Genomic DNA, 17,088 nt, shown 5'->3' with positions numbered 1-17,088 from the left:
ACCTCCGCCGCGAACGGAGCGATCTTCGCCTCGGCCAGCGAACGCACCGCCTCACGGAGCATCCCGTGCTCCTCGGAGATCCGGAAGAGATCGAAGTCAGCCGCCCCTGCGCTGCCCGCCATGATGCCTGCCTCGTCGTTCAGTGACCGGTGCCCGATCGAGGTCCGATCGACGCCCGGTGCGAGTCGAATCCGCGGTTAACTACCGTTCAGTAGAGATCCTAGGGCTCCGACCTGCGGCTGCCTAGCGTCCCGAACGCCCCTCGGGCGTGCGGGCGATCCCGGAGAGCCCCCCGCGGACGGATAGCATCAGGGCATCCGTACTGGTCGCGTCCGCATCCAAGGAGAACCCGTGACCCTCCGCATCTCCGTGATCGGCACCGGCTACCTCGGCGCCACGCACGCCGCCGCGATGGCCGAGTTCGGCTTCGAGGTGCTGGGTCTGGACATCGACCCCGACAAGATCGCCATGCTGACCGCCGGACGCGTCCCGATGTACGAGCCGGGGCTGTCCGAACTGCTGCTCAAGCACGTGGCCGGACACGAGGGTTCGACCGGACGGCTGCGCTTCACCACCTCCGCCCAGGAGGCCGCCGAGTTCGGCGACGTGCACTTCATCTGCGTCAACACCCCGCAGCGCAAGGGCGAGTTCGCCGCCGACATGTCGTACGTCGACACCGCGATCGACGAGCTCGCGCCGTACCTGACCCGCCCCGCCCTGGTGGTCGGCAAGTCCACCGTCCCGGTCGGCTCGGCGGCCCGGCTGGCCGAGCGGCTGGCCGCGCTGGCACCGGTCGGCGAGGGCGCCGAACTCGCCTGGAACCCGGAGTTCCTGCGCGAGGGCTTCGCCGTGCAGGACACCCTGCGGCCGGACCGGATCGTGGTCGGCGCCCAGAGCGAGCGGGCCGAGCGGGTGCTGCGCGAGGTGTACGCGGAGCCGATCGCGGCCGGGGTGCCGTTCATGGTCACCGACTACGCGACCGCCGAACTGGTCAAGGCGGCCGCCAACTCCTTCCTGGCCACCAAGATCTCCTTCATCAACGCGATGGCCGAGGTCTGCGAGGCGGCCGGCGCGGACGTCACCCAGCTCAGCAAGGCGCTCGCCTACGACGAGCGGATCGGCGGCAAGTTCCTCAACTCCGGCCTCGGCTTCGGCGGCGGCTGCCTGCCCAAGGACATCCGCGCGTTCATGGCCCGGGCCGGCGAGCTCGGCGCCGACCAGGCGCTGACCTTCCTGCGCGAGGTCGACTCGATCAACATGCGGCGCCGCTCCCGGATGGTCGAGCTGGCCCGCGAGCAGTGCGGCGGCGGCTTCCTGGGCCGCCGGGTGGCCGTCCTCGGCGCCGCCTTCAAGCCCAACTCGGACGACATCCGGGACTCCCCCGCCCTCAACGTGGCCGCCCAGATCCAGCTCCAGGGCGCCCAGGTCACCGTCTACGACCCGAAGGCCGTGGACAACGCCCGCAAGATGTTCCCCTCGCTCACCTACGCCCACTCCGCCGAGGAGGCCGCCGAGGGCGCCCACGTCGTCCTCCACCTCACCGAGTGGTCCGAGTTCCGCGAGCTGGACCCGGCCGCGCTCGGCGCCGTGGTCGCCGAACGCCGCCTCCTGGACGGCCGCAACGTCCTGGACGCCGACGCCTGGCGCGCCGCCGGCTGGACCTACCGCGCCCTCGGCCGCCCCAGCTGACGGCCGTCCCCGCCGCCGATCGCGGGGACGGCCGGATGGCTCATCCCCGTAGCGCCGCCGCCCGGTCCGCCGGATGCTCGACGGACAGGACGTCGACTCCCCCGCCATCGGAGCGGGCCGGATGAGGTGAGGTCATGGCCGCAGCGGATGCGTCGAGCGTCGTCCACGACGTGGTGACATCGGCGCTCCCGGCCGTGGTGGCCGCGCTCCTCGGCGCCGCGGGGTTCTGGTTTCGGGACTGGCGTGCCCGACGGAGCGCCGCGGCCAGGCGGCGGCGGCAGCTGGAGGAGGCGCAGGCCTACCTCGGCTTCCTCGGCCAGTGGTTCAGCACCTACACGGCCATCGCCCCAGGGGCCGACATCGCTCCGACCCGGGCCTGGGCGGCCGACTACCTGGAGGACCAGCTCCGGGCCCTGCAGACGCCGGAGACCGAGGCGCCGCCCCGCGAAAAGGCTCCGTTCCGGAAGAGGGTCAGGCTGGTCCTCCTCCTCTATCCGCTGCGCTCCTTCGCCGGATCGATGGTGCGGCTGCTGTACTACGTCATGCTGGCGCTCACGGTCGAGTTCACCGTGGCCGCCCTGCTGCCCTCCGACCAGTGGCTCACCAGGGTCGCGCTGGCCGCGTTCTTCCTGGCGGCCGGGCTCGTGATCCTCGGCGTCCTGTGGCGACTCGCCGTTCAGCTCTCGCCCGAGAACGCCGTTCCCGGGGGCCGTCGCGAGGGCCGCGCGCGGCAGCGAGGCCCCGTCCCGAACTGGACCGGTTCGGACCACGGCCGGACACCTCCCCCGCCGCCATGAGGCACGGAATGCCGCACGCGAAGGCCTCGTTGACACCGGCATGACGAGCTACGGCGACGACGCGGCGGTCCGCGAGATCCTCACCGACACCGGGGACACCTGGGCGGTGGTGGGCCTGTCCACCAATACCGCCAGGGCGGCCTACGGGGTGGCCCGGGTGCTGCAGCGCTACGGCAAGCGGATCGTGCCCGTGCACCCGAAGGCCGAGACGGTCCTCGGCGAGCAGGGCTACGCCTCGCTCGCCGAGATCCCGTTCCCGGTGGACGTGGTGGACGTGTTCGTGAACAGCGCGCTCGCCGGGGAGGTGGCCGACCAGGCGGTGGCGGTCGGGGCCAAGGCGGTCTGGTTCCAGCTGGGGGTCACCGACGAGGCCGCGTACGAGCGGACCCGCCGGGCCGGGCTGGCCATGGTGATGGACCGCTGCCCGGCCATCGAGATCCCGCGGCTGGGCTAGTCCGAAATGCCGTCCAGCTGCGCGATGGTGGCGATGGACGGCCGGCGGCTCGCGCGCAGCCCGGCGGCCACCGACTCGGCGTCGCGCAGGACGCGGACGGCGTTGTGCCAGGTGAGCTTGGCCAGGTCGGCCTCCGACCAGTGGCGGCCGAGGAGTTCGGCGACCAGGTTGGGGTAGCCGGCCACCGAGTCCAGGCCGTCCGGCAGGAAGGCGGTGCCGTCGAAGTCGCCGCCGATGCCGATGTGGTCGATGCCGGCCACCTCGCGCATGTGGTCGAGGTGGTCGGCGACGGTGGCCGGGGTGGCGACCGGGCGCGGGTTGGCGGCCTCGAAGGCGCGCTGACGCTCCATCCCCGCCGGGGTGGTGTCCAGCGGGTCGAAGCCGTGGGCGCGCATGTTCTCGTCGGCGGCCCGGGTCCACTCGATGGCGGCGGGCAGGATGAACTTGGGCACGAAGGTCGCCATCGCCACGCCGCCGTTGGCGGGCAGCTGGGCGAGCACGTCGTCGGGGATGTTGCGCGGGTGGCCGCAGACGGCGCGCGCGGAGGAGTGCGAGAAGACGACGGGCGCCTCGGTGACCCGCAGCGCGTCGCGCATGGTGTCGGCGGAGACGTGCGAGAGGTCGACCAGCATGCCGAGCCGGTTCATCTCCCGGACGACCTCCTCGCCGAACCGGGTCAGCCCGCCGGCCGCCGGCTCGTCGGTCGCGGAGTCCGCCCACGGCACGTTGTCGTTGTGGGTGAGCGTCAGGTACCGCACGCCCAGCTCGTACAGGGCGCGCAGGGTGGCCAGCGAGCAGTCGATGGAGTGGCCGCCCTCGGCGCCCATCAGGGAGGCGATCCGGCCCTCGGCGCGGGCGGCCTCCATGTCGGCGGCGGTCCGGGCCAGGCGCAGCCGGTCCGGGTAGCGCTCGACCAGGGCGTGGACGAAGTCGACCTGCTCCAGGGTGGCGCTCACCGCGTGGTCGCCGGCCAGCGAGGCGGGGACGTAGACGGACCAGAACTGGGCACCGACCCCGCCCTCCGCGAGGCGGGCGAGGTCGGTGTGCAGGCGGTCGCTCTGGTCGGCGGCGAGGTCGAGCGCGCCGAGGTCGTACCCGGCCTGCTCGCGCATCGCCCAGGGGAGGTCGTTGTGGCCGTCCACCACGGGGGCGGTGCGCAGCAGGGCGCGGGCGCGGTCCAGCGAGGTGGGGGAGTCCGTCCGAGTCGTCATACGGGCTGTTCTACCCCACCCCGGCCGGCGGACTTACTTGCCGAACCCGAAGGAGGAGGAACCGGCCACCTTGGCGCGCAGCTTCTTGCCCTTCTCGGTGGCCTGGTTGTTCAGCTCGGCCTGGAAGTCGGTCATCTTCTCGGTGAGCTCGGGGTCGAAGGCGGCGAGCATCCGCACCGCGAGCAGGCCGGCGTTGCGCGCGCCGGCCACCGAGACGGTCGCCACCGGCACGCCGGCCGGCATCTGGACGATCGACAGCAGGCTGTCCATGCCGTCCAGGTAGCGCAGCGGCACCGGCACGCCGATGACCGGCAGCGGGGTGACCGAGGCGAGCATGCCCGGCAGGTGGGCCGCGCCGCCGGCGCCCGCGATGATCGCCTTCAGGCCGCGCTCGTGGGCCCGCTCGCCGTACGCGACCATCTCGCGGGGCATCCGGTGGGCGGAGACCACGTCCACCTCGTAGGGGACCTCGAACTCGTCGAGCGCCTGGGCGGCGGCCTCCATGACCGGCCAGTCGGAGTCCGAGCCCATCACGATGCCAACGACAGGGTTCGTCATTCGGTGATCGTTCCTCGCAGGTAGGCGGCCGCGTGGCGGGCGCGCTCGCGGACGTCTTCGAGGTCGTCCCCGAAGACGTTGACGTGGCCGACCTTGCGGCCGGGCTTCACGTCCTTCCCGTACATGTGGATCCGCAGCCCGGGGTCGCGGGCCATGCAGTGCAGGAAGGGGTGGTACATGTCCGGGTAGTCGCCGCCGAGGACGTTGACCATGACGGTCCACTTGGCGCGCGGGCGGGGGTCACCGAGCGGGAGGTCGAGGACGGCCCGCAGGTGGTTCTCGAACTGCGAGGTGACCGCGCCGTCCTGGGTCCAGTGCCCGGAGTTGTGGGGCCGCATGGCCAGCTCGTTGACCAGGATGCGGCCGTCCCGGGTCTGGAACAGCTCGACGGCGAGGTGGCCGACGATGCCGAGGTCGCCGGCGATCCGCAGGGCGAGCTGCTGGGCCTCGTCGGACAGGGCCGGGTCGAGGTCCGGCGCGGGGGCGGTGACCTCGGCGCAGATCCCGTTCTCCTGGACGCTCTCCACCACCGGGTAGGCGACGGCCTGGCCGCTGGGCGAGCGGACCACGTTGGCGGCCAGCTCGCGGACGAAGTCGACCTTCTCCTCGGCCAGCACCGCGACGCCGGCCAGGAACGGGGCGTGCGCCTGCTCCTCGTCGTCGACGACCCAGACGCCCTTGCCGTCGTAGCCGCCGCGGACGGTCTTCAGGACCACGGGATAGCCCGAGCCCTCGTTCGCGAAGGCGGTGACGTCGGCCGGGTCGGCGACGATCCGGTGCCGGGGGCAGGGCACGTCGATGGAGTCCAGCTTGGCCCGCATCACGCCCTTGTCCTGGGCGTTGACCAGCGCCTCCGGGCCGGGGCGGACGGCGATGCCGTCGGCCTCCAGGGCCCGCAGGTGCTCGGTGGGGACGTGCTCGTGGTCGAAGGTGATCACGTCGCAGCCGGCGGCGAAGGCGCGCAGGGTGTCGAGGTCGCGGTAGTCACCGAGGACGACGTCGGAGACCACCTGCGCGGCGGAGTCCTGGGGCGTGTCGGCGAGGAGTTTGAACCTGACCCCGAGCGGGATGCCCGCCTGGTGTGCCATGCGGGCCAGCTGCCCGCCACCGATCATGCCCACCACTGGAAAATTCACATTGCCCGGGGAAGTCACGCGGCCCAGGATATCCGGGCCGGTCGGGGGCGGTGGAGCCGCCGGTGGGGCCTGCGGAGCGGACGCGCGTAGATGTCAACCCGACGCCCTCAGGGCTGAGCCGTTCGATGGAAGCGGGTAGCCTGGTCGGCCAGGTCCTGGTCCGCGCGGTCCGATCATGTGCGTGCACGCAGGGCTCAAGGGACGGCCGCGCCGACGCGACCGGCCCGTTCGACCCGCAGGCACATGGAGGCAGTCCGGTATGGCGACGACCGCAGCTTCGGAACCCTCACTCGCGCAGAGGATGCGCGGGATCACGGGTGAAGTGGTGAAGTTCGGCATCGTCGGCCTGAGCGGCGTGGTGGTCAACTTCGCCGTCTTCTGGGTCTGCATCAACGGCATGGGCCTGGCCTCGGTGCGGTCGAACATCGTCGCGACGGTGATCGCGATCGCCACCAACTACCTGGGCTACCGCTACTGGCTCTACCGGGACCGCGACGCCGCCTCCCGCAAGCGCGAGATCACCCTCTTCCTGGTCTACAGCGGCATCGGCATGCTGATCGAGACCGGCGTGCTCGGCTTCTCGGTGTACGTGCTCGACCTGCGCTCGCACTACGAGCAGATCGGCGCCAAGGTGATCGGGCTCGCGGTGGCCACCGTGTTCCGCTTCGTCTCGTACCGCACCTGGGTGTTCAAGGCGGTGCCGGAGGAGCCCGTCGAGCTGCCCGCGCAGCAGACGGCTGCCGCCACCAGCGGCCAGGAGCTGGCCGCCCAGGCCGAGCTGATGCTGGCCGCCGAGCGGATCCGCTTCGCCCAGGCCGAGTAGCCGCCCGCGGCCCGGCCCGAACAGCCACCCGCAGCCCGTACCCCGTCACTCTCCGCAGCCCCGGCAGGCCGAACCGGCCGCCGGGGCTTGCCGTTTCCGCGTCCGGCGGAGGACAGTGGTGACCGAGGGCGAGCACGGTCGGCGAACGATCACGGCCGAGGGGGCCAGGAGGCTCGCCATGACGTTCGTCCAGATCATCGACTGCAAGACCGACAGGCTCGACGACCTCAACCAGCTGCTGGACACCTGGGTCGAGGCGACCCGGGGCAAGCGGACCGCCTCCCACGCGGTGGTCGGTACCGACCGTTCCGACACCAAGCACGTGGTGGAGATCGTGGAGTTCCCCTCCTACGAGGAGGCGATGAAGAACTCCGACCTGCCGGAGACCGACCGGATCTTCCGCGAGATGGTGGCGCTCTGCGACGCGCCGCCCACCTTCACCGACCTCGACGTGGTCCGCGACGCGCAGTTCGACAAGGCCACCGCGAGCCGGGTCCTCGACGAGCTGTCCCGCGGCAACCTCGACGTCATCGACGAGTGCATGACCGCCGACTACCGCGACCACGACTACGGCAGCGAGGGCGACGCCGTCGGCCCCGCGGCGTTCCGGGAGCGCTGCGGCGGCTACCTGAACGCCTTCGACTTCACCTTCGACGTCGAGAGCCAGATCGCCGAGGGCGACGAGGTGGCCACCCGGTGGACCTGGAACGCCACCCAGAAGGCCGACTTCATGGGCGTCCCGAACACCGGCAGGTCGGTGGTCGGCCGCGGCACGACCACCTTCCGCTTCGAGGAGGGCAGGATCTGCGAGGGCTGGTGGCAGTGGGACGTGATGAGCCTGATGCGCCAGCTCGGCGTGCTGCCGGGCGCCCGAGCCGACCGGCCGGGCGCCTGAGCCCGCCCGGGACCGCCCTCGGCCCTGGCGGCTGCGCCCGGGACCGCGCTAGTCGTTCTTGTGGCTCCGCCCCAGGAAGAGCGCGAACACCGCGGGCTTCAGCGAGAGCAGTTCGAGCCGCCCGCCGTCCGCCTCCGCGAGGTCGCGGGCGACGGCCAGCCCGATGCCGGTGGAGTTGCGCCCGCTGACCGCGCGTTCGAAGACCCGGTTGCCGAGGTCCGCCGGCACCCCGGCGCCCTCGTCCTGGACCTCGACCACCACCGAGGTGCCGGACGGCCGGATCCGCAGGGTGATCGTCCCGGCGCCGTGCATCAGCGAGTTCTCGATCAGGGTGGCCAGCACCTGGGCCACCGTCCCCGGGGTGCCGACCGCGGTGACCCCGCGCAGCCCCTCCAGGGAGAGCACCCGGCCCCGCTCCCGCAGCGTCGGGCCCCACTCCTCCACCTGCTGCTTGATCACCTCGTCCAGGTCGAAGGCGACGGCGGTGGGGCTGCGCGGGTCGCGCTGGGTGGTGAGCAGCCGCTGGACGACGTCGGTGAGCCGCTCGACCTGCTGGAGGGCGATGGTGGCCTCCTCCCGGACGGTCTGCGGGTCCTCGGCGAGCGCGGTGATCTCCTCCAGCCGCATGGAGAGCGCGGTGAGCGGGGTGCGCAGCTGGTGCGAGGCGTCGGCGGCGAGCCGGCGCTCGGCGGTGAGCATCCGGGCGATCCGTTCGGCGCTGGTGTCCAGCACCTCGGCGACCCGGTCGAGCTCGGGCACCCCGTAGCGGCGGTCGCGCGGGCGGGGGTCGCCGGAGCCGAGCCGCTCGGCGGTCTCGGCGAGGTCGGTGAGCGGCCGGGCGAGCCGCTTGGCCTGCCAGACGGCGAGCGCCACCGCGGCCTGGACGGCGAGCAGGGCGACCACGCCGAGCAGCAGCAGGTTGTTGGCGATCTCGTGGTCGACGTCCTCGCGGGACTGCTCGACGGTGACGGTCTCGCCGCTGTTGCCGCGCTCGACGGCCTTCAGCAGGTGGCTCCCGGGCGGGCGCTCCCCCGCGGAGACCACCGGCTGGCCGGGCACCTGCACCTCGACGTAGCTGCCCTCGGTGACCTGGCTCTCGAAGGCCCGCCCGGTGACCGGCTCCCCGGCGGCGAGCCGGCTCTCGACCAGGGCGAGCACCCGGACGGCGGCCGCGTCCACCCGGTCCTGGGCCGAGTTGACGATGGTCCGCTTCTCGACCAGGGCGATCGGCACGCAGAACACCACGACCACCACCAGGACGACGCCCAGCAGCGAGTTGATCATCCTGCGTTTCACGCCGCCGCTCCCCGGGGTGTTCCGCTGCCGCGGGCCGAGGGCCCGTTCTCCGTCAGGGGGTCAATTCTTCTCGAACCGGAAGCCGACCCCGCGCACGGTGGCGATGTAGCGCGGGTTGGCCGCGTCGTCGCCGAGCTTCTTGCGGAGCCAGGAGATGTGCATGTCCAGGGTCTTGGTGGAGGTCCACCAGGTGGTGTCCCAGACCTGCCGCATGATCTCCTCGCGGGTGACCACCCGGCCGGCGTCCCGGACCAGGACCCGCAGCAGCTCGAACTCCTTGGCGGAGAGGGTGAGCTCCTCGTCGCCGAGCCAGGCGCGGTGGGACTCGATGTCGATCTTCACCCCGTGCGCGCCGGTGGTGAGCTGGTCGACGTTGCCGCGCCGGAGCAGGGCCCGGACCCGGGCGAGCAGCTCGGCCAGCCGGAACGGCTTGGTGACGTAGTCGTCGGCGCCGGCGTCCAGGCCGACCACGGTGTCCACCTCGTCCGCGCGGGCGGTGAGCACCAGGACCGGGCAGCTCTTGCCGTCGGCGCGCAGGCGGCGGCAGACCTCCAGGCCGTCCATCTCGGGCAGGCCGAGGTCCAGGACGACGAGGTCGACCTCCTCGGTGAGGCCGGCGGCCAGTGCGGTCGGACCGTCCTCGCGGACGAGGACCTCGTAGCCCTCGCGTCGCAGGGCCCGGGCGAGCGGTTCGGAGATCGCCGGATCGTCCTCGGCGAGCAGCACACAGGTCATGGGGTGATGGTAGTCCGCCGGGGTATGCGCGTACGCCCTGTGAGGTAGTTCACAGAGCGTGATCGTTATACAAGGCCGCGGAGGGCTTCAACACTCCGTGGCGGGCCGGTCGTTCGGCGAAGAATCCCCGTTTTGATCTTGAATCCGAAGGAAGACACGCCCGTCTACCATCGATAGACCGGGAAGATCTGTGGCCAACATTGCCATTCCCACACCTGATTCAAGACTTTTGTCATCTGATAGAGCCAAATGTCGCCACGTAGAGTGGTTTCGTCCACGTCCGCCGCCACCCCCCTAGGCGGACGCTGTCAGGCAAGGAACCACTATTCATGGCGTCTAAGACCCTGGACGCCGACGTCACGTCGGCCTCTCCCAGCGGCAAGACCTTCCTCGGTCACCCCCGAGGTCTCGCCACCCTGTTCATGACCGAGATGTGGGAGCGCTTCTCCTACTACGGCATGCGCGCCCTGCTCATCTACTACCTGGTCTCCGGTGGCGCCGACGCCGCGGCCGGCAGCCAGGGCGGCGGCCTCGCCATGACGGCCACGATGGCGACGGCGATCTACTCCGTCTACGTCTCGATGGTCTACCTCATGGCCTACCCGGGCGGCTGGTTCGGCGACCGGGTCTGGGGCGCCCGCAAGACCGTCGCCATCGCCGGGTCCGTGATCGTGGCCGGCCACATCGCGCTGGCCGTCCCGGGCCAGGCGGCGTTCTTCGCCGGCCTGCTCCTGGTCGCGGTCGGCTCCGGGCTGCTGAAGGCCAACATCTCCACGATGGTCGGCCACCTCTACAACGGCCCCGAGGACCCGCGCCGCGACGGTGGCTTCACCGTCTTCTACATGAGCATCAACCTCGGTGCCTTCGTCGCCCCGTTCGTCATCGGGACGATCGGCAAGGAGCACAACTGGCACCTGGGCTTCGGGCTGGCCGCGGCCGGCATGGCCCTCGGCCTGGTGCAGTTCCTGCTGGGCAGCCGCCACCTGAGCGAGAAGAGCAGCAAGGTCCCGAACCCGCTGCTGCCGGCGGAGCGCAAGAGCCTGCTGGTGAAGGTCGGCGTCGCGGTCCTGGCCGCCGCCGCGTTCTACGGCGCCATCGTCGCGATGGGCGTCTACACGCTGAACTGGGCCCTGGTCCCGCTGACCCTGGCCGGTCTGCTCATCCCCGTCGCCGTGCTGGTCCGGATCAAGCGCGACAAGGACCTGAGCGCCGCCGAGCAGTCCAAGATGTCCGCCTACATCTGGTTCTTCGCCGCGGCCGCCGCCTTCTGGATGATCTACGACCAGGGCGGGTCGACGCTCTCCCTGTTCGCGGACAAGAAGACCGCGGACACCCTGTTCGGCCTCGGCTTCTCGGCCACCTGGTACCAGTCGCTGAACCCGCTGTTCGTGATGGCGCTGGCGCCGGTCTTCGCCTGGCTGTGGATCTGGCTGTCCCGCCGGAACAAGGAGCCGAACACCATCGTGAAGTTCTCGATGGGCCTGCTCCTGGTCGGCGCCTCGTTCTTCATCTTCATCGTCCCGATGAACATGGCGGACGGCGGCGACAAGGTCTCCCCGATGTGGCTCGTCTCGATCTACATGATCCAGACCATCGGCGAGCTGTGCCTCTCCCCGGTCGGCCTCTCGGTCACCACCAAGATGGCGCCGCAGAAGTACGCCTCCCAGATGATGGGCGTCTGGTTCCTCGCCGTCACCGCCGGTGACTGCACCACCGGGCTGCTCTCGCTGGCCGGCGTCGACCTCAACGGCACCGGGATCATCGCGATGCAGGCCGCGCTCGCGGCCCTCGCCGGGTTCGCCGTCTTCACGTACCGCAAGAAGGTCCAGGCCCTCATGGGCGACGTGCGCTGACGGACCGGCCTCCGGCTCCCGACCCCGGGGCCGCCGTGGATTCCTGAGATCCACGGCGGCCCCGGTCGTCTTTCCCCGGCCGTCCTTCCGCGCCGTCGCGCTCGACAGGCACGGACCGGCCGTGCCTATGGTGCCCGGCATGACGACGCTCGCCTTACCCCGCCAGCTGGCCCGCACCCGACGGTTCACCCTGGGCGTCCCGGTCCAGCCGGAGCCCTCGCCGGACGGCACCACCGTGCTCTTCCTGCGCGGCCGCACCGGCACCGACCCGCTCGCCTGCCTCTGGGCCCTGGACACCGCCACCGGCGAGGAACGGCTGATCGCCGACCCGGCCGCGCTGGGCGCCCGTGAGGGCATCGCCGGGTACAGCACCGACGCCGCCGGCGCACTCGCCGCCTTCGCGCTGGACGGCGCCCTGTGGCTGGCCGACACCGCTGGCGGCACCGTCCGCGCCCTCCCCGCCGCCGGCCCGCCGCGGGACCCGCGGCTGGACCCGACCGGCCGCCGGATCGCCTACGTCCACGGCGGTGCCCTGCGGGTGGTCGGCGTCGACGGCACGGACGACCGCCCGCTCGCCGAACCCGAGGCCGAGGACGTCTCCTACGGACTCGCCGAGTACGTCGCCGCCGAGGAGATGCACCGCGACCGCGGCCACTGGTGGTCCCCCGACGGCACCGCGCTGCTGGTCGCCCGGGTCGACGACCGCCCGCTCGCCCGCCTCTTCCTGGCCGACCCCGCCGACCCGCACCGCCCGCCGCGCGCCGTCCGCTACCCGCTCGCCGGCACCGCCAACGCGGAGGTCTCGCTGCGGCTGCTCGGCCTCGACGGCACCACCACCGAGGTCCGCTGGGACCGCGCCGCCTTCGAGTACCTCACCGCCGCTGGCTGGGACGCCCACGGCCCGTACGCCGCCGTGCAGAGCCGCGACCAGCGCACCGTCCGCACCCTGGCCATCAGGCCGGACGGCACCACCCTGGTGCTCGCCGAGCGGCAGGACGCCCACTGGATCGAGCTGCTCCCCGGCCTGCCCGCCCGCACCGGGAGCGGCGCCCTGGTGGACACCGCCGACCTGGGCGACACCCGGCACCTGACCGTCGACGGCAAGCCCGTCACCCCGCCCGGGCTCCAGCTGCGCGCGGTGCTCGGGACGGACGGCGAACAGGTGCTGTTCACCGCCTCCGAGGAGCCCACCGAGACCCATCTCTGGACGTACGGCCCGGACGGCGGCCTACGGAAGCTGAGCAGCGGCCCCGGTCTGCACACCGGGGTGCGCCGCGGCGGCACGCTGGTGCTCACCACCCGCTCCCCCGGCCACCCGGGCGGCCGCTCCACCGTCCTGCGCGAGGGCCGCCCGGCACTCCCGCTCGCCTCCCGCGCCGAGCCGCCGGTCCGCACCGCGGCGCCCGAGCTGCTCCGGCTCGGCCCGCTGAAGCTGCGCGCCGCGCTGTTCCTGCCCGCCGGCCACCGCCCCGGGAACGGCCCGCTGCCCGTCCTGCTCGACCCGTACGGCGGCCCCGCGCAGCAGAAGGCCACCACCGGCGGCCTCTGGTGGGACCAGGTCTCGCAGTGGTTCGCCGACCAGGGCTTCGCGGTGCTCGTGGTGGACGGCCGCGGCACCCCCGGGCGCGGGCCGCGCTGGGACAAGGCCATCCACGGCGACAAGGCGACGCTCCCGCTGGCGGACCAGGTCCACGGCCTGCGGGCGGTCGACCGGCTGCGGCCCGGGCTGCTCGACCTCGACCGGGTCGGCATCCGCGGCTGGTCCTACGGCGGCTACCTCGCCGCCCTCGCCGTCCTGCGCCGCCCGGACGTCTTCCACGCCGCCTCCGCCGGAGCCGCCCCCACCGACTGGCGGCTCTACGACACCCACTGGCAGGAGCGGTTCCTCGGCCACCCCGACGAGCACCCCGCGCACTACGACGGCGGCTCGCTGATCGCCGAGGCACCGAAACTGAGCCGCCCGCTGCTGCTGGTCCAGGGCCTCGCCGACGACAACGTCCACCCGGCCCACACCCTGCGGCTGTCCGCCGCGCTGCTCGCCGCCGGCCGCCCGCACGAGGTCCTCCCACTGCGCGCCACCGGCCACCGGCCCACCGACGAGGCCGTGGTGGAGCACCTGCTGCGGCACGAACTGGACTTCCTGCGAAGGTCGTTGGGATTGGAGTGAGCAGGCCTTCGCCCCGTCGAGCCGAGTGGGCTCGACGGGGCGAAGCAACGGAACGACTCAGCCACGGATCGGCACCGGGTTCGCCGGGGAGTCGAGCCACACGGTGTGGCCCTCGGCCCCGACCGTGAGGCCGAACCGGTCGAAGCCGGGACGGCCCTGGTCGTCCCACCAGCGCCAGGTGGCCTCCACCTCGTCCCAGAGGTTCCGGGGGCCGGACTGGTACACCTCGTACTCCGTACGGCCCCGCTCGTAGTCGGCCGACGCCCACGACTCGGTGTCCCGGCCGTAGAGCCACAGCGTGTACGCGCCGTCGTCGTAGCGCTCCGCCCGCCAGAACACGCCGGGCACGGCCGCCCCGATGACGAACTGCTCGAACCACCCACCCGTGTCCGGCGGGGCCAGCGCGGTGGTGCTTCGCACTCCGTCGGCGGGCCACTCCTGCCCGCGCAGGTAGTCCTCGAAGGGCGGCCGGTCCGTGCGCTGCTGGCGCAGTCGCATGAACGCGGAGCTCCGGGTGAACCTCCCGCTGGCGCTGGTCCCGTCGTCGTTCACGGTCAGCCGGACGATCTGCTCGCCACCGTACTCGGTGCCGTACGGCGCCACGATGATCCCGCCGGGCGCCGTCTGTGCCAGCCACGCCGCAGGGATCTCCAGCAGGGAGCAGGTGGCGATGATCCGATCGTACGGAGCGCCCTGCGACCACCCGGAGCGTCCGTCGCCCTCGATGACGGTCGGGGCGAGCCCCGCCCGGTCCAGGTTCTCCCGGGCCCCGCGAGCGACGTCCGGGTCGTACTCGACAGTCACGACGTTGAGGTTGCCCAAGCGGTGGGCCAGCAAGCCCGCGTTCCAGCCAGTGCCGGCTCCGACCTCCAGCACCCTGTCGCCCGGGCGCACGTCGAGGTCCTGGAGCATCGAGAACACCATGGTGGGCATGGTGTTGGAGGAGGTCGGAGTCGTCCCGAGTCCGTCGCCCTTGTGGCCGCCGTCGTCCCACTGCGTGGTCAGCGGGATGTCCGAGTAGACCGCCCGCCGCCAGGTTTCGGGCTCCTGCGACCGGTACACCACGGGGTTCTGTTTGGTGCCGTCCGCGATGCCCGGCCAGATGCGGTCCGGGACGAACAACTCGCGGGGTACGGCCCGTAAGGAGGGGAGCCAGTCCGAGGAGAGCGCGCCACCGGCCACCAGCGCGGAGGCGAGCCCCTGGGGGCCCGCCTCCTCGTGCGTCTCACTGGTCACTTGCCGCCGCCGGAGCCGCCGCCGTGCTTTTCGATACCTTTGCCGGGGGCGTCCAGCCAGACGAACTGTGCGCCGTCCGGGGTGATGGTCACGCCGAACCGGCGAAGGTCCGGCTTGCCCTCCTCCAGCCACCACAGGCGGGCGCTGACGACCTCGCCCCACAGCCGGCGAGGTCCGAACTGGTGAACGGCATCCTCGGCGTCCCACCCGGCGTAGCGGACGGACGCCCAGGAGCCCGCGCCGTCCGAGAGCCGCATGCGGAACGTGGCGCCGGGGTCGGCCTCGTCCCAGACGTGTTCGTACCGGGTGTCCGGCACCCGCAGGCCGATGGCGAAGGCGGCGTTCACGTCCTCCAGCGCCAACTCCGGGTCCATCGCCGAGGGGCCCCAGTCGTCCGACACGCCGGCCGGTTCGCTCACGACGTGCGGGCGTTGTGCCCGCATCCACATGAACGAGACGTTGTCGACGAAGCGGCCGTGAGTCGGCTTGCCCGGCCCGCCGACCTCCAGCCGGAGCAACCCGGCGTTCGCGTACGGAGTGCCCCAGGGGGTCACGATGATGCCGCCGGGGCGGGTCTGCTCGATCCACGCGAGTGGCACCTGCTGAACGGCCGCAGTGGAGTGGATGCGGTCGTAGGGGCCACCGGCCGGGTAGCCGAGAAGGCCGTCGCCGACGACCCGGCTGGGCTTCAACCCGATCCCTGCCAGGCGCTCCCCGGCTGCGGCGGCCACCGCCGGGTCGACCTCGATCGTCGTCACGGCCCCGTCGCCAAGTCGCTCGCACAGCAGGGCACTTGTCCAACCGGTTCCCGTGCCGATGTCGAGCGCCGTGTTTCCGGCCGTCACGTCCAGGTGGCCGAGCATGGACGCGACCAAGGACGGCATGGAGGCCGACGACGTGGCGATGCCGGGCCCGTCCTCGTCTCCGTCGTCAACCTGCGTGACGACCACGCCGTTGGCGTTCACCAACGCCCACCAGGCGTCCGGTGCGTCGGCCTTGGTGATCCGCCGATAGCCGGTCGGGGCTTCCTCGTCCGGGGCCCACACGGTGTCCGGAATGAAGGCAGAGCGCGGGGCGCGCTCGAACGCGCCCCGCCACTCCTCGCCCAGCGCGCCGGCCTCGGTGAGGTCCGCGAGCAACTGCGCGTACTGGTCCATCAGTTCGGGCTCACTTCTTCTTCGGCGGGTTGGTGACGGGCTTGGTCCACTGGCCGTCCGACTCCTTCGGGGACTGCTTCTTGTCCCCGGACTCGCCGCCCTTGCCGTCTCCGTGCTTGCCCATGCTGGAGTTCCTCTCTCTCGGTCGCGCCGGCTCCGCCGCGCGCCTTGCCGATGCTGGCGAGGTTACGGATGGCGAGGCATCCACCTCCATGAACTTGCATGAGATTGCACGCCAATTACCCATCCAGATAGCGAGGTTGACTGCATATTTGCTACTCAGACAAGCTTGTGCAAGCCCGAGCAAGCACCTCGATCAGGGAGCCGGCCATGGCCGTAGAGTTCGTTGGCATCGACCCCAACACCGACCGGGACCACTGCCCCACCGTGTGGGTGGACCCGAAGGCTCAGGAGATCCTCTTCCAGGGGTGGAACCCGCGCCCCGAGACCCGGGCGGAGTGCGAGGAAAGCAGCCCCGCGAACGGACCGGTACCCGACAATGAGGCCATCGTCAGGCTTCCGGCCCGGATGGTGCCCATGATCAGGGAGGCGTGCGATGCCATCGAGCGTGCCCAGCTTCGCTGAGCTGCTTGAGCAGTGCCAGCGGTCCGCCGTCCATCTGGAGCTGCGGGACTCGTACGCCCCGACAGAGCGGTTCGAGGCCTGGCGGCGCGGTGAGCGGATCAACTGGGATGACCGGCAGTCCTGGTGGCACCCCTATGACCAGCTGATCACGGACACCGTCGCGCGGGGTGTGGTCATTCGCCGAGCCCGGGTGGTCTCCGAGCCCGTGTCCGAGTACATCCGGTGGGAGCACTACGTCACCCATGCCAACGTCACGGCAGGTGAGGACGTCCGCTGGCTGCCACGGCGACGGGCCACGGACATCCCCCTGCCGGGGAACGACTTCTGGCTGTTCGACGGTGCGCTGCTTCGGGTGCACCACTTCTCCGGGGACGGCGTGGTGGTCCAGGACGAGATCACGGCAGCCCCGGAAACCGCGAAGCTGTGCGCCACCGCGTTCGAAGCAGTCTGGGAGCGCGCGATCCCGCACCATCTGTACGAGATCTGACGAAGGCCA

At 71.9% G+C, this 17,088-nt stretch carries 16 protein-coding genes and 1 pseudogene; 9 read left to right on the top strand and 8 right to left on the bottom strand.

The window, feature by feature from the left end:
• Positions 1–122: pseudogene (locus tag ABZW03_RS09450) on the bottom strand (acyl-CoA dehydrogenase family protein); the annotation flags it as partial.
• Between the two features lie 229 nt (positions 123–351).
• Here ABZW03_RS09450 and ABZW03_RS09445 point away from each other — a divergent pair.
• The 3 genes from ABZW03_RS09445 to ABZW03_RS09435 all read left to right on the top strand — a co-directional run bounded on the left by ABZW03_RS09445 (position 352) and on the right by ABZW03_RS09435 (position 2,940).
• Positions 352–1,689 (top strand): UDP-glucose/GDP-mannose dehydrogenase family protein, encoded by a 1,338-nt coding sequence (locus ABZW03_RS09445; protein ID WP_355254291.1) that lies wholly within the window; start codon positions 352–354, stop codon positions 1,687–1,689.
• 134 nt (positions 1,690–1,823) lie between these two features.
• Positions 1,824–2,486 (top strand): hypothetical protein, encoded by a 663-nt coding sequence (locus ABZW03_RS09440; protein ID WP_355254289.1) that lies wholly within the window; start codon positions 1,824–1,826, stop codon positions 2,484–2,486.
• Positions 2,487–2,526: 40 nt separating this feature from the next.
• A complete protein-coding gene (locus ABZW03_RS09435) occupies positions 2,527–2,940 on the top strand; it encodes a CoA-binding protein (protein WP_355254287.1) in 414 nt (137 codons plus the stop codon).
• Here ABZW03_RS09435 and ABZW03_RS09430 read toward each other — a convergent pair.
• The 3 genes from ABZW03_RS09430 to ABZW03_RS09420 are packed head-to-tail and all read right to left on the bottom strand — an operon-like array spanning position 2,937 to position 5,845.
• Entirely contained in the window at positions 2,937–4,151 is a 1,215-nt protein-coding gene (locus tag ABZW03_RS09430; RefSeq protein ID WP_355254285.1) for a dipeptidase, read from the bottom strand. The genes ABZW03_RS09435 and ABZW03_RS09430 overlap by 4 nt on opposite strands.
• Positions 4,152–4,184: 33 nt before the next feature.
• Positions 4,185–4,709: a 5-(carboxyamino)imidazole ribonucleotide mutase gene (purE, locus tag ABZW03_RS09425; RefSeq protein ID WP_355254283.1), complete on the bottom strand. Its 525-nt coding sequence runs from the start codon at positions 4,707–4,709 to the stop codon at positions 4,185–4,187.
• Positions 4,706–5,845 carry a 5-(carboxyamino)imidazole ribonucleotide synthase gene (locus ABZW03_RS09420; protein ID WP_355254281.1) on the bottom strand — a complete coding sequence of 380 codons (1,140 nt, stop codon included), beginning with the start codon at positions 5,843–5,845 and terminating at the stop codon, positions 4,706–4,708. The genes purE and ABZW03_RS09420 overlap by 4 nt, the downstream gene beginning before the upstream one ends.
• A 301-nt stretch (positions 5,846–6,146) precedes the next feature.
• On the opposite strand from ABZW03_RS09420, the gene ABZW03_RS09415 reads away from it, so the two are divergent.
• The gene (locus tag ABZW03_RS09415; RefSeq protein ID WP_355254279.1) at positions 6,147–6,668 is read left to right on the top strand and encodes a GtrA family protein; all 522 of its coding nucleotides are present in this window, start codon (positions 6,147–6,149) and stop codon (positions 6,666–6,668) included.
• A gap of 178 nt (positions 6,669–6,846) precedes the next feature.
• Positions 6,847–7,563, top strand: coding sequence for an ester cyclase (locus ABZW03_RS09410; protein ID WP_355254277.1), 717 nt, complete (start codon positions 6,847–6,849; stop codon positions 7,561–7,563).
• A 48-nt stretch (positions 7,564–7,611) separates the two neighbouring features.
• On the opposite strand, the gene ABZW03_RS09405 is transcribed toward ABZW03_RS09410, so the two are convergent.
• Positions 7,612–8,859, bottom strand: a complete 1,248-nt coding sequence (locus tag ABZW03_RS09405; RefSeq protein WP_355254275.1) for an ATP-binding protein — start codon at positions 8,857–8,859, stop codon at positions 7,612–7,614.
• A gap of 60 nt (positions 8,860–8,919) precedes the next feature.
• Positions 8,920–9,594, bottom strand: coding sequence for a response regulator transcription factor (locus tag ABZW03_RS09400; RefSeq protein ID WP_030058577.1), 675 nt, complete (start codon positions 9,592–9,594; stop codon positions 8,920–8,922).
• Positions 9,595–9,923: 329 nt separating this feature from the next.
• On the opposite strand from ABZW03_RS09400, the gene ABZW03_RS09395 reads away from it, so the two are divergent.
• Both ABZW03_RS09395 and ABZW03_RS09390 read left to right on the top strand, forming a co-directional pair.
• Positions 9,924–11,447, top strand: coding sequence for an oligopeptide:H+ symporter (locus ABZW03_RS09395; protein WP_355254272.1), 1,524 nt, complete (start codon positions 9,924–9,926; stop codon positions 11,445–11,447).
• A gap of 139 nt (positions 11,448–11,586) precedes the next feature.
• Positions 11,587–13,614 carry a prolyl oligopeptidase family serine peptidase gene (locus tag ABZW03_RS09390; RefSeq protein ID WP_355254270.1) on the top strand — a complete coding sequence of 676 codons (2,028 nt, stop codon included), beginning with the start codon at positions 11,587–11,589 and terminating at the stop codon, positions 13,612–13,614.
• A 57-nt stretch (positions 13,615–13,671) separates the two neighbouring features.
• Here the strand turns inward: ABZW03_RS09390 and ABZW03_RS09385 are convergent, their stop codons facing one another.
• Positions 13,672–14,850 (bottom strand): methyltransferase domain-containing protein, encoded by a 1,179-nt coding sequence (locus ABZW03_RS09385; protein ID WP_355254268.1) that lies wholly within the window; start codon positions 14,848–14,850, stop codon positions 13,672–13,674.
• Complete coding sequence (locus ABZW03_RS09380) at positions 14,847–16,007, bottom strand: methyltransferase domain-containing protein (RefSeq protein WP_355254266.1); 1,161 nt, start codon at positions 16,005–16,007, stop codon at positions 14,847–14,849. Before ABZW03_RS09380 ends, ABZW03_RS09385 begins: the two co-directional genes overlap by 4 nt.
• 330 nt (positions 16,008–16,337) lie before the next feature.
• On the opposite strand from ABZW03_RS09380, the gene ABZW03_RS09375 reads away from it, so the two are divergent.
• Complete coding sequence (locus ABZW03_RS09375; RefSeq protein ID WP_355254264.1) at positions 16,338–16,592, top strand: hypothetical protein; 255 nt, start codon at positions 16,338–16,340, stop codon at positions 16,590–16,592.
• Positions 16,564–17,079: a DUF6879 family protein gene (locus ABZW03_RS09370; protein WP_355254262.1), complete on the top strand. Its 516-nt coding sequence runs from the start codon at positions 16,564–16,566 to the stop codon at positions 17,077–17,079. Before ABZW03_RS09375 ends, ABZW03_RS09370 begins: the two co-directional genes overlap by 29 nt.
• The last annotated feature ends 9 nt before the right edge of the window (positions 17,080–17,088 follow it).

Source organism: Kitasatospora sp. NPDC004799 (assembly GCF_040609095.1).
Lineage (GTDB): Bacteria > Actinomycetota > Actinomycetes > Streptomycetales > Streptomycetaceae > Kitasatospora.
The sequence above is the reverse complement of the archived record's forward strand: the minus strand, read 5'-3'. Positions and strand labels throughout refer to the sequence as shown.